The organism is Haloferax sp. S1W (assembly GCF_044593955.1).
In the GTDB taxonomy this organism is placed as follows: Archaea; Halobacteriota; Halobacteria; order Halobacteriales; family Haloferacaceae; genus Haloferax.
In genome coordinates this window covers 1,224,199-1,238,050 of record NZ_CP172595.1, presented here as the reverse complement: position 1 = coordinate 1,238,050, position 13,852 = coordinate 1,224,199, and the positions used below count along the sequence as shown (strand labels likewise).

Sequence of the window (13,852 nt, the reverse complement as noted above, 5' to 3'; positions counted from 1 at the left end):
TGCTCCACGGACATATTTGTGTCAAATCTAACTACGACAATGCATAACAATGCTCTTGATTCATAATTCGACAATATTTTATGCTCCAAAGTAATTCATCGAGGTACGATGGGAACTGACAGATACACGCCGCGGTCCTACGACGACATCTCACCGGAGACGCGCCCGACGTTCGCACAGGCGCTCATCCCGGTGATTGGGCTCGTCGCCTTCCTCGGCATCGGGTCGGCACTTTTGAAACTCGACCCGCACATCCCGCTCGTCTGGAGTATCGCGCTCGTCGGTCTCCTCGGCCGGTACGTCTGGGGGTACACGTGGAACGACCTCTACGACGGTATCGACCGCAGTCTCTCGATGGGCCTGCAGGCGCTTCTCATCCTGTTTACAATCTACGGCGTCGTCTCGACGTGGGTCGCCGCAGGGACGATTCCGACGCTGATGTCCTACGGCCTCGACCTGCTGTCGCCGCAGGTATTCCTCCCGGCGACTGCAATCCTCGTCGGTCTCACCACCTTCGCCATCGGGTCGTCGTGGACGGCCGTCGGTACACTTGGCGTCGCCTTCATCGGCATCGGCTCCGGTCTCGGCGTCCCCGAACCGATGACCGCCGGTGCCATCCTCACCGGCGCGTACGCGGGTGACAAGCAGTCGCCGCTTTCGGACACGACGAACCTCGCTGCTGCCGTTACCAACACCGACCTGTACGACCACATCCGGGCGATGCGAACCGGGACGCTCGTCGCGTTCGGACTCTCTGTCGTCGGGTTTGCCCTGTTAGGGCTGGGCTTTTCCGGTGCCATCCCCGCTGGCCAAATCACCGAGATTCAGACCGCGCTCGCCTCTTCGTACAATATCACGCTCCTTGCGTTCCTCCCGCTCGTCGTGACCTTCGGCCTCGCCGCCGCTGGCTACCCGGCGCTGACCGTCCTCCTCGCGGGGGCGTTCGCGGGTGCCTTCACGAGCGTCCTCGTGCAAGGGACGGCCTTCGTCGATGCGTGGCAGGTTTTCATGAGCGGCACTGCCCCCGAAACCGGCTCCGAACTGGTCAATAGTCTCCTGGCCTCCGGGGGCGTCTCCGGGTCCGGATGGACTATCGCCATCGTCGTTGCCGCCCTCACGCTCGGTGGGCTTCTCGAACAGACAGGCGTCCTCGCCGTCCTCGCACACCGCCTCGAACAGGGCGTCAAAAACACCGGGTCGCTCGTGGCGGCAACCGGCATCTCCGCGATTCTAACTAACGCACTGACCGCCCAGCAATACATGAGCATCGTCGTCCCCGGCATGACGCTCCGCAACACCTACGAGGAGTTCGACCTCGACACCTCGGACCTCTCGCAGGCCATCGAATCCGCAGGCACGCCGACGGGCGCGTTGTTCCCGTGGCACGCGGGCGGCGCGTACATGTCCGGCGTCCTTGGCGTCGCCACACTCTCGTACGCCCCCTACTACCTGTTCGGATACCTCTCACCGCTCGTGCTTTTCACCTTCGTCGTCGCAGGTATCGGCTTCACCGGGTCTGCGACGAACGCGAGCGACCCGTCTGTGAGTCCCGCGGACGACTGAAGAAAACGGCCGGTACTCGCGCCTCCGCCTTCGGGCGTCCAACCCGGCTCAGCCGGACCTCGCAATCGGATGGAAACGACTCGGTGGCCATCCGGGAGCTATTCAGATATTATCAAATTAGATGATTACCCCGAAAGGTATTACTGGTATTTCTCCGGTAGTCAAATCAGTCTTACACCGACTGGCTATGGATACTCCCCGAGAGCGCGAGAAACACTTCGACCAGGTCCAGGAGATTGCCGACATCGGGAGTTGGCACTTAGACCTGTGCGAAAACACGCTTCACTGGTCGAAGAAGTGCTATCGCATCTTCGGGGTGTCACAGGACACGTCGATGACCTTCGAGCGGTTTCTGAGTTTGGTCCATCCCGACGACCGGGCGTACGTCGAATCGGAGTGGAACGCCGCGCTCGAAGGCGGACCATACGATATCGAACACAGAATCGTGGTCGATGGCGAGACGAGGTGGGTCCGCGAACGCGGGGAACTCGAATATGACTCCGACGGGAATCCAGTGAGTGGCATCGGGGTCGTCATGGACATCACCGAGCAAAAAGCACGCGAACGACTGGTACAGGAGCAAAAACAGCGGTACCAATCGCTTTTCAACAGCATCCGGGACACGATTCTGGTCGTCGACGCCGACAGGAAAATCGTCGATAGCAACCCCGCATTCACCGCCCTGTTCGGGTACGAACGCGACGAGGTACTCGGAAAATCTGTCCGTATCATCTATGCCGACACCGAGGAGTACGCGGAGGTTGGCGCGCAACTCGAAGCGAACACGAATACGCACATCACGGGGACGATTCAGTGTCGAAAGCGGTCTGGACAGGAGTTCCCCGCCGAGGCGACCATCGTCAGACGGACGAACGCAGACGGAGAGACACTCGGCTTCGTCGGCGTCATTCGGGATCTCTCTGAACAAGAAGATAGGCTCCAGCAGATGAAGGTCATCGACCGAGTGCTTCGGCACAACTTGCGGAACGACCTGAACGTCGTTCAGGGAACCGCCGAAACGATGCTCGAAGCGGAGGCGAATACGCTTGGCCCCGACGCGAAGACGATTCGCGACACGAGCGAGCGACTGTTGGACACCGCACAGAAGTGGCGTCGAATCACGTCGTTCCTCGCTGACCCGCCGTCGTGCGAGACTACCGATATCGGTGCAGTCGTGGACGCGGCCGCCTCGCGCATCCAACGAAAACACCCGACTGCGAATATCGTCGTCGAGTATCCGGAGCGTTGTACGGTCGTCGCCACGAAGGCAATCGGCGAAGCCATCGAGGAACTCATCGAAAATGCGGTCGTCCACTCGCGGCGAGCGGCGACGAGCGTCGAGATTCAAGTCGAGTGCCAAGATACCGTGGTCGAAATTCAGGTTGCCGACGACGGGCCGCCAATCCCCGAGATGGAGCGAAAGGTGTTGACACGCGAAGAGGAAATCGAGCCGCTGTACCACGGCAGTGGGCTGGGTCTCTGGCTAGTCAATCTGATTGTGCGCCAGTCAGACGGGATATTACGGTTCGACGAGAACGGCCCGTCCGGGAACGTCGTCACTATTCAATTACCACTCGATTGAGTCGCAAACGCGGCGAGAACGCAGTGTCGGGAGCGACTGCGAAACGGACGCCGCGAAAAGACCGTGACGCGTCTGGAGACTATTCGACCGCCGAGCGGAGCGCCCGAACCGCTTCGAGAACGGCCGACCACTGTTCGACAGTGCCCGGAATGTCGTCGCGGTCGAGACGGCTGTCGATGACGGTGCGGGCTTCGTGCGGGTCGTTCACGTTCTCGAATCGGATCTCGCCACCACCGGCCGCCTCGGCGGAGATGGTCCCGTAGCCGAACATCGACCCGGTGACACTCTGTGAGAGTGTACTGTTCTGAATGCGGTCGAGAGAAACGCGCCGAACTGTTCGTGAGAAAACGCCGGACTTCCGGTAGAGTGCGTCGTCGGTGACGACGTACCGAGTATTGGTCACTCGGAGGTACGCGCCAATCGGTGCTGCCAGTCCGAGGACTCCGACGGAGACGAAAAGCAGTTGGTCCTGAACCACCGCGACGGCGACGGACCCCGCGAAGATGACCACGGCGGCGACGACGGCCGGGATAATCGTCTGTATACGCGGTCGTCCGTCCCAGACGATGGTCTCGTCCGTCTCGTCGCCGAGCCACTCGAATTTGGTCATCGGTCGTCAGTCACCGAGGGGTCGAACTCGAATTCGGTCGGTTCGAGCGGGTCCAACTGGTCGTCCGTGTGCTCGGCGTCTGTATCTGACGACTGTTCGAAGGTTTCGTCGGTCGTCTCCACTGCGTCAGTGTCGGACGACTGCTCCCACGGCGGAGTGTCGTCGTCTTTCGTTGTCGAAGTCGTATCGTCACCGTCGGTCGGCGAGGAGGTTGCGTCACCGTTGACCCCCGAGGGAGTGTCGTCGCCTTCGACCGCCGAGGTGGTTGCGTCACCATCGACCGCCGATGAAGTCGCGGTATCTTCAACAGCCTCGCGAATGGCGCGGAGTTCCGACAGGATGTCGTCGAGAACGGCCGCCTTCCCCTTCTCACCGGTGTCTCCCTTCCGGTGGCGCTTGAGTCGCTCGTTGACCTGACTCTGAAGCGACTGGGGTTCGGCTACGTCCTGAAAGCTCATCTCGACGCCGCTCCCGCCTGCGGTGCTGATGTCGACCGTTCCGTAGCCGAACTGTGCGCCGAAGAACGTCTGACTGTAGGACGTATCCTGCACCTTGTCGAACTCGATACGCTGGACACTCCGAGAGAAGACGCCCGTCTTCTTGTAGAGCGCCTGGCTGGTGACGACGTAGTTCGTGTTCTTGAACGAGAGGTACGACCCTACGAGAAGCGGGATACCGACGATTACGAGCGAAAGCGGAATCCCGACGATGAGTGCGGGCACCAGACTGTACGGGTGTGGCGTGTCCGCCCAGAGAACCTCCTCGTCGTCGTCGAGGGTGAGCCAATCGAATTCTGTCTCCATAGATGATACGTTTAACCAAGGAGATGGATAGATGTTCCGCAGACGCTATTTTTGCCCCCAACGAGACGACCCATTGTCACGACAATCCGGTCCGGTTGGGTAAACCATTTCAATGATGCCTGCAACGGAGTGGCCATGGACAAGCGGTCACTGCTCGACCTGCTGCGTCGCGACGCTCGTGAGAGTGTAGACGACATTGCCCGACAACTGGGCGCAGACGCCGAGGCAGTGGCAGCAGCGCTCGAGGAACTCGAAGCCGATGGGGCCATCCGGGGCTACCAAGCCGTCGTAGACTGGGACCGCGTCGAGGACGAGCACGTCCGCGCGCAAGTCGAAGTCGACGTCGAACTCGACCGTGAGACGGGGTACGAAGAGATTGCCACCCGTATCGCGCGGTTCCCGGAAGTCGCCACGCTCAGACTCGTCTCCGGAACCTACGACTTCTTCATCGAAGTCGAAGGCGAGTCGATGCACGACGTGTCGAACTTCGTCTCCGAGCGCATCGCCCCCATCCCGGAGGTCACCAAGACGGTGACGCACTTCGTGATGGACTCCTACAAGGAGGAGGGCATCGAACTCGGTGACGGTGACGACGACGACCGTCTCTCCGTGTCACCATGACGCTCGGCGACCACCTCTCCGAACGCGTCGAACAGGTGCCGCCGTCGGGTATCCGCCGGTTCTTCGAACTCGCCGAGGAAGTAGACGATGTCATCTCCCTCGGTGTCGGCGAACCGGACTTCTCGGCCCCGTGGGCCGCGCGAACTGCTGCCATCGACTCGCTCGAACGCGGGAAGACCTCCTACACGTCGAACCGCGGGATGCGCGAACTCCGCGAGGCCATCTCGGAGCGCGTCACCCGGTACGGACAGGAGTACGACCCCGAAGACGAGATTATCGTCACCACGGGCGCAAGCGAAGCGGTTGACCTCGCCTTCCGGGCGTTCGTCAACCCGGGAGATACTGTTGCCATCCCACAACCGTCGTACATCTCGTACACGCCGGGTGCAATCTTCGCTGGCGGCGACCCCCTGCCGGTTCCGACCCATGCCGAAGACGAGTTCAAACTGACGCCGGAGGCGTTGGAGGCCGCGGGTGCCGACGAGGCCGACGTGCTGGTCCTCTGTTACCCGAACAACCCGACCGGCGCGGTGATGACCGACGACGAACTCGCCGATGTTGCCGAGTTCGTCCGGGAGCACGACCTCATCGTCCTCTCGGACGAAATATACGCCGACCTCCGATACGAAGACGAACACGCCTCCATCGCCACCCATCCGGGGATGCGCGAGCGAACCATCGTCTTCAACGGATTTTCGAAGGCGTACGCGATGACCGGCCTGCGCCTCGGTTACGCGATGGGACCACCCGAGGCCATCGACGCGATGAACAAGGTCCACCAGTACGCGATGCTCTCTGCCCCGACGACCGCCCAGTACGCCGCGCTCGAAGCGCTACGGTCGTGTGACGACGCCGTCGAAGAGATGCGCAGCGAATACGACCGCCGCCGTCGGTTCGTCCTCGCACGGTTCGAGGAGATGGGGATGGACTGTTTCGAAGCGAAAGGCGCGTTCTACGTCTTCCCGAAGGTTCCCGACGGCGACGACGAGGCGTTCGCCGAAGGACTCCTCGAAGAACAGAACGTCGCGCTCGTGCCCGGAAGCGTCTTCGGGTCGGGTGGTGAAGGCCACCTCCGCGTCTCGTACGCGACGAGCATGAAGGAGCTGCGCGTGGCGATGAACCGAATCGAAGCGTACGTCTCGAACTCGTAACTCGCGTCGATTCGGTTCGGTAGCACCTCGTTTTTGAGTTTTTCTCGTGTGCGAAGGCTTGACACTCTTCGGGCACGTACGTTCAGGCATGTACGACGAGATACTGCTCCCAGTCGACGGGAGTCCGGCGTCGGAACAAGCCATCCCTCACGTGTTCGGCTTCGCCGAAATGTATGAGTCCCGGGTCCATGTGCTGTTCGTCGCGGATACCGAACACGACGGCGTCGGCGGCATCGTCGGCGGTGAAGTCCTCGCCACACTCGAACAAGAGGGACAGAAACTCGTCGATGGAATCGTCGAGCGTGCTCGGAATCGCGATATCGACGCTGTTGGAACTGTCGAGAAGGGTTCTCCACACAAGGCGATACTCGACTACATCGCAGACAACGACATCGATGTCGTCATGATGGCTACCCACGGTCGGACGGGAATCGAGCGAGTGCTGCTCGGAAGCGTAACCGAACGCGTCGTCCGTACGTCGCCCGTCCCCGTGTTGACGGTGCGGGAAGCAGTGTAGCCGCGCTCTACGAGTAACACTTGAGCGACGAGCCCTCGTCGTACAGCCATCCTAACACCGCGTATTGAAGGGCTACCGCAAGTGAATACCACTCCGTTATTTTTGAATGTACCGTAACGATTATGTTTGTTGAAATTACTGTTCGAGAGAACAACACGCAAAGTATTATTAAATATGGTTTCGTCGTCCAACATGAATGGTGTCGGGAGGAAACACAGACACGACTCTCGCTGACAATACATCCGAGTTCCAACTCGGATTAGAGGCGCTCAAACAGCGAGGGAGCGCACTGTTAGTCGTTGGTTCCGTCCCGACCGAACTGTACGCCAGGGCGTCCAAGCAGATGCTCGGCGCACCCGACGAGTCGCGACGCCGTCTCCTCGTGCTGAACAGCACGTCTGCTGTCGAGAAGCGACTCCACCCGTCTATCGAACGCTCAACAGAGTGGACACGAACGGTTCGGTACACAGCACTTTCCAGGGGCGCTGCAGCGGCTAATTCACACGAACCGTCGTTAATCACGGAGTCCTGCGAGCGCCACGTCAGCGGCGCGATGGGTCAACTCGGTTCCGAGGTTTCGAAAGACATCGACGAGTTCGACACGCTCGCAGGTGGGTTGGACCCCGCCGAACTCCGCGTCGCGTTCGATTGCCTTCCAACACTCCTTTCGGAGTACGACGAAGAACAGGTCTTTCGGTTCCTCCACGTGTTGACGACTCACGTCCGCTCGCGACGAGGGATGATTCACGTGTGGTCTCCCGGTGAGCGGGACGACGTGATAAATCGGACACTCGCGCCGCTTTTCGACGCGGTTGTCGAGTTGAAAGTCGATGGGACCGAAGCCAGCCAGCGGTGGCATCTCAATAACGTCGATGTATCGTCAGGCTGGTTCTTACTGAATCGCTGAGAGTCAACCCACCAATACGTTTTTCACTTGAATCAGGACATATACTAACAATGGTACAGTCCGGGCTCGACGAGCAGTCTGATACTCCCTCTAACTTGGAAGTTGGATTTTCACTTCCGCCCAAAGGGACTGGTTTAGTCGTTCGGGACCACATCGAGCGACATCAGTTCGTGTTACGAACACCAACGCCAGTCACCCCGACTCTGGCGGACGAAACCCGATTCTGGTTTCCGACGGATGCGGCCGTTTGTATCGAGACCAGTGGGTTCGAGACCACCGGCCCGAGAGAGATTATTGTCAGAGACAGTTTCGGGACGATGGTCGCACAGGCAGGCCACGGCGAGGACATCGAACTCGAAGCAGGAACCTACAGTCTGGAACTGTTCACCTCGGTAAAGGCGTACATTCAGGTAACGTCGTCGCTCCGTATCGAAGCGAACACCGACCGAACGAAGGTCGAGTTCTCGGACGAAGTTCCGGTCTACGTCGGTGCGCGGTCGTACCACCGCAGTCCCGCTGCGACCATTACGACCACCGACGACCCACGCGACCTGATGCGTGCAATTTCGACGTTCGGGTCGGCGTTGAAGACGACGAGCGTCGAGCGGTCGTACCCAACCTTACGAGGCCATCCTCCGCTCTTGGAAGTCGGAGATAAACTCGACATCCCTACTGGCATCGAACCACCGGACACCGGTGTCGTCATCGAGGTACCGCCGAAACTTGAGTACATCGTAGTCGCAGCCCCGCTGGTGTATTACCTCGGCGCGAAACTTGAACCAGGGCAGACTCCGCGAATCGTCTCGGACGATTTCGTCCACGAACTCGATACTCCACAGGGGTTCGAAGCCGAAGTCGAACGGGTCCTCAAGCAGACGTTCTTCCTCGACTGTGTGACGCGGACGGAAGGCTACTACCAAGTCGACCTGCACGAACGGTCTGCCGTCGAGACGCGAACTGACCTCGACTTTACGGAGTTATACCACGCCGACTCCGGAGAACGCCTCGGGTCGTACCTCGAAATCTCGTTCGACACGCTTTCGGACCTGATGCCAGAGTGGAAGTTGACGACCCACGTCCAACCACGGTCCTCGAGTCTGGAACTCCTCCCGTTCGTCACGGACGACCTGGCAGTCGTGAAGACGCCGCAGGTACGGACCGTCACGGCGGACGAATTCGTGGCCGAATCGGTGAACGATTTCTTGCGTGACGAAACGTTCACCCGAAGCACCTCCACATCGTCGGACCCGGTTCAAGATACGTTTATCAAGCCCGAGCGTGCGGAGTCGGCGGAACAAGCGTGGATTGGTGACGGTGCGCCAGTCGGAGCGAGTAAACCGACGCGGGAGGCGTACAAAAATCGACTCACGAGGACGGCGAAAGAGGGGGCCATCGATATCGTCGTCGTCTGCAACGACCCCGAGATGAGTACCGAGGGAGATGTCGTCGACGAAGTATACGGGTCGAGAGCGGAGCTACCGTTCGACGTTACCTACCACGAGCAGTTGACCACCGACGAACTGCAACAGGTGTTGTCCGAGTCCAACGACTTCCTCCACTACGTCGGACACATCGACGACGACGGGTTCGAATGTGCCGATGGAAAGTTAGACGCGAAAGCCGTCGATTCAACCGGTGCGGACGCGTTCTTGCTGAACGCCTGCCGTTCGTACGAACAGGGTCTCTCGCTCATCGACTCCGGGTCTATCGGTGGTATCGTAACGCTTGACGACGTGTTAAATGTGAGTGCGGTCGAAGTTGGCGGCGTCCTCGCGCAGCTCCTGAACATGGGCTTTCCGCTTCAGACTGCGCTGAACGTGGTCCAACGAAACTCCGATATCAACCAACCGTACACGATTGTCGGCGACGGAGAGGTCTCTATCTCTCAGACAGCCAGCGGGATGGCAACGATTTGTGAGGTCGAAACTGTCGACAAGTGTTACGAACTCACGTTCAAGACCTACCCGACTGTCGAGAGTAACATCGGTGCGCTCGTCAAACCAGCAGTCGCTCACAACGACGAACACTACTTGCTCTCGTCTGACGAGGCCGTCTTCGAACTAGACAGAGAAGAACTGGAACACTTCCTCCAACTGGAACAGACTCCTGTGTTTTACCGGAGCGAACTATACTGGGGCTGTGAATTCTTAGATAGCGTCTAGGGACCGGAAATGTACGTTGCATTCCCAGCGGCCACACTCCCCGCCTGCGAAAGCAGGAGAATCAACGTGAACAGTGCACCCATCATACGGGGGTTCTGACGAAGGTACGACGCCATCGAGTTGGTGTTGTCGGACATGTACACTTCGTTCGAGGAGCGGCTACGAATTATATATTTTCGTGTAATTCTGATATGAAATTAACTTAATTAAGTAACAATTTGATAGAATGTATGTTGAGGATGACACTCAAACGCGGCTAATCGTCAAAAAACGGGAGAAAAACCGCGAATCAGTTCCCGGATCGTTATCGGTCGACCGGTCTACGAGTCGTTCGAGTCGGCGGCGTCACCGATGTCACGGTAGACTGCCGTGACGCCTTTGCTCTCGTCGAGTTGTCCGAGTGTCTCGTCGAGTTCCGCGCGCAGTTTGTTGAGTTCTTCGGTGAGTTTCTGGTACTCCTCGTTGTCTTTGAGTGTCGCTTCGTCCTTCTCCGACTCGAGCAGGGCCTTCTTGGACGCGAGAGAAAAGAGGTCCTGAATGCCTGCGTCGTAGTCGTTTCGCAAGAGGAGGTTCGAAACGGTCTCGGTCAACGCCTCGCGAGAGACTGGTTTCACGAGGTAATCGTCGAAGCCCATGGCGATGATGTCGAAGTCGGGTTCGACAGCAGTCACCATCGCGACGCGGCACTCGAAGCCACGGTCGCGGATTTCGGCGAGGGCTTCGTCTCCCGAGAGGTCGGGCATCCGACGGTCGAGGAGAACAACGTTGACCTCGTTGTCGAGTTTCTCAAGGGCTTCGCGACCACCGTAAGCGACACGGACACGATAGTCGTTCCTAAGCCAGGTTGCGTACAAATCGGCGAGGTCCGGCTCATCTTCGACGATGAGCACGAGAGGCTGTTCATCACTCATTGGTAGCTCAGTGGTGTTCCGGGAACACTCACGAAACTGAATGTCGCGCGGTGGTATATCAAAATACCCCTTGTCAGTCGTGGTGTCCTGAACAGTTTCGTACGAAATATGTGGTCTGCGTGTTGTTATACATTTCGGCGATTGAGACTGTTCAAGAAATAACCTCGATGGTGATGCGGTTCGCCTCGACATCTTCGAGAACGGCACCCCATCCGCCGACGGAGTACGTTCCATCGTCTGTTTCGACCGTTATGCAGACCTGTCCGGCGAGTTTTGAGAACGAAAGCGAGCCCTCTGGCTCCGAGATCGCCGTGTAGTGAAGGTCGGTCACTTCTCCGGTGAACTCGATTGGCTCGCGGCTCTCAGTCTCATACCCGATAATGTTCGTGACGATGCGGTTCCCGTTTCCGAGCAACGGCTTGGCGTCCTGAACGAAGTTCCTGATGTCCGAGTAGACGATTGGTGGTTCGTCCGTCTGTGTCGAATAGACGACGTCCCAGACCTCCCAGAGAGCTGTCTGGAAGTACCAGTGGAACACGTACGTCATCGTGTAGTCGTCGACGAGGACACCGTACTGGTTGACCGAGTGGGCGTGAGGAGCGAAGCACGCTCCGGTCCTGTCGACGAGGGCGACGAACGGTGTCGGGAGCGTTCTGTGGCGGACTTCCGTCGCGACGCCCTCGTAGGTCTTCTCGCTTAGCTCCTCTAGTTGGCCCCCTCGCTCCGGGTGAAGCGACACTTTCACCAACGCGCCGTTGTCGAACGCCTGCGTCAACGCGGGCCGGAGCGATTCGAACTGTTCTGAGGTGACAGAGACCTGCACCTCGCTCGTTGCATTCCGAATGAGTTCCTCAGCGCGGTTAAACACCGTCTCGAACCGCTTTACGATACTCAGCATATGGCGGTCGACAGACGGTTGTTGCCAGCGAGTTTCTATCTCGGATGCGGCCTCGTCGAGTTGCGTCGCCCGAGCCTTGAGGTCCTCCATGACCGACTCCGGATTGCACGCGCGTGCGTGAAGGCTGTCCTGTTCGTACGTTTCGATATACCCGTTTGCTTCGAGGTCGCGGAGAACGTCGTATATGCGTGCCGTCGGAACGGCACACGCGTCGGCTAACTCCGTCGCACTTGCTGCCCCTAATTGAAGAAGTGCAACGTATGCCTCTGCCTGATACTGTGATAACCCAGCGTTTCGAAGCGCGGTGCGAAGCTCCGCGGAATCCATCGCTCTGTAGATGCAAGGTATGCTTCCCTATTAATCATCCTCTATGACTTCGTCTGCGCGCAGAGCACACACGACACATGTGTACTGTATACACGGAGATTGTGTCGATTGGAAATGTGTATAGAACGTCAATAATGTAGTCCATGCATGAGCAACCCACCGGCGACGACCGTTCTCCTCCCGACGATTCGGTGGACGGATGCGTGCGACGAGGTCGCCGACCAACTCGGTCCGGGAGACGAACTGCTCGTCGTCTGCGACGACGAGTCGGACCCCGTCACAAAGCGGAGCGGCAGTTTGCCGGACGGGGTTCGAATCGTGAAAGCCGGAGAACCGGAGGGGTGCTCCGGGAAGGCGAATGCGATTATCGCAGGTATGCGCGAAGCCAAACACGACCGCATCGTCTGGACGGACGACGACTTCTATCACCCACCAGACTGGCTGGCGGAGCTACACGTCGCTTACGAGGAACACGGACCGGTCACCGAGATGCCGTTCTTCGTCGGCCGCGACCCGCTCTCGATGCTCCTCGAACCGGTTTACGCGGTCGGCGGGACGCTCAGCGTCTACGCCGACGACATCGTCTGGGGCGGCGCGGTGCTGTTCGAACGGTCGGACCTCGACATCGACGCATTCTTCGCCGACCTTCGGCGCACGGTGAGCGACGACGGAATACTCACCGAACACCTCGACGTAACGCCGCTTCGACGCACACGGCGCGTTCCAGTCGGCGGGTCGATTCGCGACACGCTCGAACGGCACGTCCGATTCACGCAAATCGTTCGCTATCACGACCCGAAGGGGATGGTCGTGATGGTCCTCCTCGCAACGCTCGTCTCGGTTGGGGCTGTCGCGTTCCCGCTTCCTGCCCTCGTGCTCTTGACGCTCTTCCAACTGGGACTCTACGCTGCCGTCGGTGAGCCTCGGTGGACGTTCCTTCTGGCGTACCCTGCAATACTCGCACAGATCCCGCTGTTCCTGTACGGGCTGGCGCGTCGGACCTTCGTCTGGGGCGGCCGTCGCTACCGCTGGCGCACGAAGTTCGACGTGGAGGTCGTCTCCTGAAGATGGCGTTCCTCGATGGAATTTCGAACGCCGAGGTGTTCCGAGAAATCGAACGCGAGATGCGTGCGTGGGTTGGCGACGACTCGTCGGGCCACGACCTCGACCACGCTTGGCGCGTCTTCAACGTCGGCGTGAAGATTGCCGAACGGGAGGACGCAGATTGCGACATCGTCGGCGCGGGAGCACTCACACACGACATTCACCGGTCGATGGGCGAAGATGGAGAATACGTCCCACCAGCGGATTCGCTTCCTGCGGTTCGGTCGGTCCTCGAAGCGACCGCGTTTCCCGACGAGAAGATACCTGCCGTACTCCACTGCGTCGAGGTTCACGAGGAATACGAGTTCGACGGCGGCGAGAACCCCGCGGAGACGACGGAGGCACTCGTTCTGCAGGATGCCGACAATCTCGACGCCATCGGTGCGGTCGGTATCGCACGCAACTTCGCCTTCACGGGCGTCGTCGGGAATCGCCTGTGGGCACCCGACACGGACGAGTATTCGGGCCTCGGCCACTTCGACGATAAGTTGCTTCATCTCAAAGACGAGATGAACACGGCGGCCGCGCGGGCGGTTGCCGAAGAGCGGCACGCCTTCCTCGTGGAATTCGCGGAGCGATTCACAGAAGAGTGGTACGGAAATCGGTAGTCGACGGACGCTACGGAGAAGATAGTGACCGTCCCGAAAGCGGTGTAGAGAGCGTTCTGAGCGTCGAGTCCAACAAAAGGTGACGAAC

14 protein-coding genes are annotated in these 13,852 nt (G+C 59.3%); 9 read left to right on the top strand and 5 right to left on the bottom strand.

The window, feature by feature from the left end; genetic code table 11:
* The first annotated feature begins 108 nt into the window (after nucleotides 1-108).
* Nucleotides 109-1,563: a Na+/H+ antiporter NhaC gene (gene nhaC / locus ACH9L7_RS06505; RefSeq protein ID WP_396612913.1), complete on the top strand. Its 1,455-nt coding sequence runs from the start codon at nucleotides 109-111 to the stop codon at nucleotides 1,561-1,563.
* 187 nt (nucleotides 1,564-1,750) lie between these two features.
* Nucleotides 1,751-3,145: a PAS domain S-box protein gene (locus ACH9L7_RS06500; RefSeq protein WP_396612912.1), complete on the top strand. Its 1,395-nt coding sequence runs from the start codon at nucleotides 1,751-1,753 to the stop codon at nucleotides 3,143-3,145.
* A gap of 79 nt (nucleotides 3,146-3,224) precedes the next feature.
* Here the strand turns inward: ACH9L7_RS06500 and ACH9L7_RS06495 are convergent, their stop codons facing one another.
* Together ACH9L7_RS06495 and ACH9L7_RS06490 are read right to left on the bottom strand one after the other, a co-directional pair.
* Nucleotides 3,225-3,755 carry a PH domain-containing protein gene (locus ACH9L7_RS06495; protein ID WP_396612911.1) on the bottom strand — a complete coding sequence of 177 codons (531 nt, stop codon included), beginning with the start codon at nucleotides 3,753-3,755 and terminating at the stop codon, nucleotides 3,225-3,227.
* Entirely contained in the window at nucleotides 3,752-4,558 is an 807-nt protein-coding gene (locus tag ACH9L7_RS06490) for a PH domain-containing protein (RefSeq protein WP_396612910.1), read from the bottom strand. Before ACH9L7_RS06490 ends, ACH9L7_RS06495 begins: the two co-directional genes overlap by 4 nt.
* A 135-nt stretch (nucleotides 4,559-4,693) precedes the next feature.
* Between ACH9L7_RS06490 and ACH9L7_RS06485 the strand changes: the two genes are divergently transcribed.
* The 5 genes from ACH9L7_RS06485 to ACH9L7_RS06465 all read left to right on the top strand — a co-directional run bounded on the left by ACH9L7_RS06485 (nucleotide 4,694) and on the right by ACH9L7_RS06465 (nucleotide 9,916).
* Nucleotides 4,694-5,179, top strand: coding sequence for an Lrp/AsnC family transcriptional regulator (locus ACH9L7_RS06485; RefSeq protein ID WP_396612909.1), 486 nt, complete (start codon nucleotides 4,694-4,696; stop codon nucleotides 5,177-5,179).
* Nucleotides 5,176-6,330, top strand: coding sequence for a pyridoxal phosphate-dependent aminotransferase (locus ACH9L7_RS06480; protein WP_396612908.1), 1,155 nt, complete (start codon nucleotides 5,176-5,178; stop codon nucleotides 6,328-6,330). Before ACH9L7_RS06485 ends, ACH9L7_RS06480 begins: the two co-directional genes overlap by 4 nt.
* Before the next feature lie 88 nt (nucleotides 6,331-6,418).
* A complete protein-coding gene (locus ACH9L7_RS06475) occupies nucleotides 6,419-6,847 on the top strand; it encodes a universal stress protein (RefSeq protein WP_396612907.1) in 429 nt (142 codons plus the stop codon).
* A gap of 196 nt (nucleotides 6,848-7,043) precedes the next feature.
* A complete protein-coding gene (locus tag ACH9L7_RS06470) occupies nucleotides 7,044-7,754 on the top strand; it encodes a hypothetical protein (RefSeq protein ID WP_396612906.1) in 711 nt (236 codons plus the stop codon).
* Between the two features lie 170 nt (nucleotides 7,755-7,924).
* A complete protein-coding gene (locus ACH9L7_RS06465; protein ID WP_396612905.1) occupies nucleotides 7,925-9,916 on the top strand; it encodes a hypothetical protein in 1,992 nt (663 codons plus the stop codon).
* Here ACH9L7_RS06465 and ACH9L7_RS06460 read toward each other — a convergent pair.
* From ACH9L7_RS06460 to ACH9L7_RS06450, 3 genes are all read right to left on the bottom strand, one after another.
* Nucleotides 9,913-10,053: a hypothetical protein gene (locus ACH9L7_RS06460; protein ID WP_396612904.1), complete on the bottom strand. Its 141-nt coding sequence runs from the start codon at nucleotides 10,051-10,053 to the stop codon at nucleotides 9,913-9,915. The two genes, ACH9L7_RS06465 and ACH9L7_RS06460, sit on opposite strands and share 4 nt — an antisense overlap.
* Nucleotides 10,054-10,236: 183 nt before the next feature.
* On the bottom strand, nucleotides 10,237-10,827 hold the full coding sequence (locus ACH9L7_RS06455) for a response regulator transcription factor (RefSeq protein WP_396612903.1): 591 nt from the start codon (nucleotides 10,825-10,827) through the stop codon (nucleotides 10,237-10,239).
* A gap of 151 nt (nucleotides 10,828-10,978) precedes the next feature.
* Nucleotides 10,979-12,052: a TrmB family transcriptional regulator gene (locus ACH9L7_RS06450; protein ID WP_396612902.1), complete on the bottom strand. Its 1,074-nt coding sequence runs from the start codon at nucleotides 12,050-12,052 to the stop codon at nucleotides 10,979-10,981.
* Nucleotides 12,053-12,199: 147 nt separating this feature from the next.
* Between ACH9L7_RS06450 and ACH9L7_RS06445 the strand changes: the two genes are divergently transcribed.
* Nucleotides 12,200-13,117 carry a glycosyltransferase family 2 protein gene (locus tag ACH9L7_RS06445; RefSeq protein ID WP_396612901.1) on the top strand — a complete coding sequence of 306 codons (918 nt, stop codon included), beginning with the start codon at nucleotides 12,200-12,202 and terminating at the stop codon, nucleotides 13,115-13,117.
* 2 nt (nucleotides 13,118-13,119) lie between these two features.
* Nucleotides 13,120-13,764, top strand: a complete 645-nt coding sequence (locus ACH9L7_RS06440) for an HD domain-containing protein (RefSeq protein WP_396612900.1) — start codon at nucleotides 13,120-13,122, stop codon at nucleotides 13,762-13,764.
* Nucleotides 13,765-13,852: the final 88 nt, after the last annotated feature.